Origin of the sequence: Streptomyces sp. NPDC015171, assembly GCF_043079545.1 — a bacterium.
Classification (GTDB): Bacteria; Actinomycetota; Actinomycetes; order Streptomycetales; family Streptomycetaceae; genus Streptomyces.
Window position 1 is genome coordinate 72,779 of the sequence record NZ_JBIBUO010000018.1, and the last position, 231, is coordinate 73,009.

A 231-nucleotide genomic window follows, 5' to 3' on the forward strand; every position below is an offset into this window, starting at 1 on the left:
GGCCGTCCCCGGCGGTGGGAACGGCCCCCCTGCCGCCCCGGCGGCCGGGGCCGGCCGCTCCCGCTCTTTCCGGGCGTCTGAACGCCGCGCACGCCGCGGCGCGGGGATGTCTGCCCCGTAGTTCCGCACGACGTCGGCTGTCCGAAGGCGTACAGCCGTCCGTGCCGTGCCCGCAGCCGCCCTCGACCCGCTGCCGCTCACCGCTGCCGCCCTGTGGAAGGAGTCCGAGGC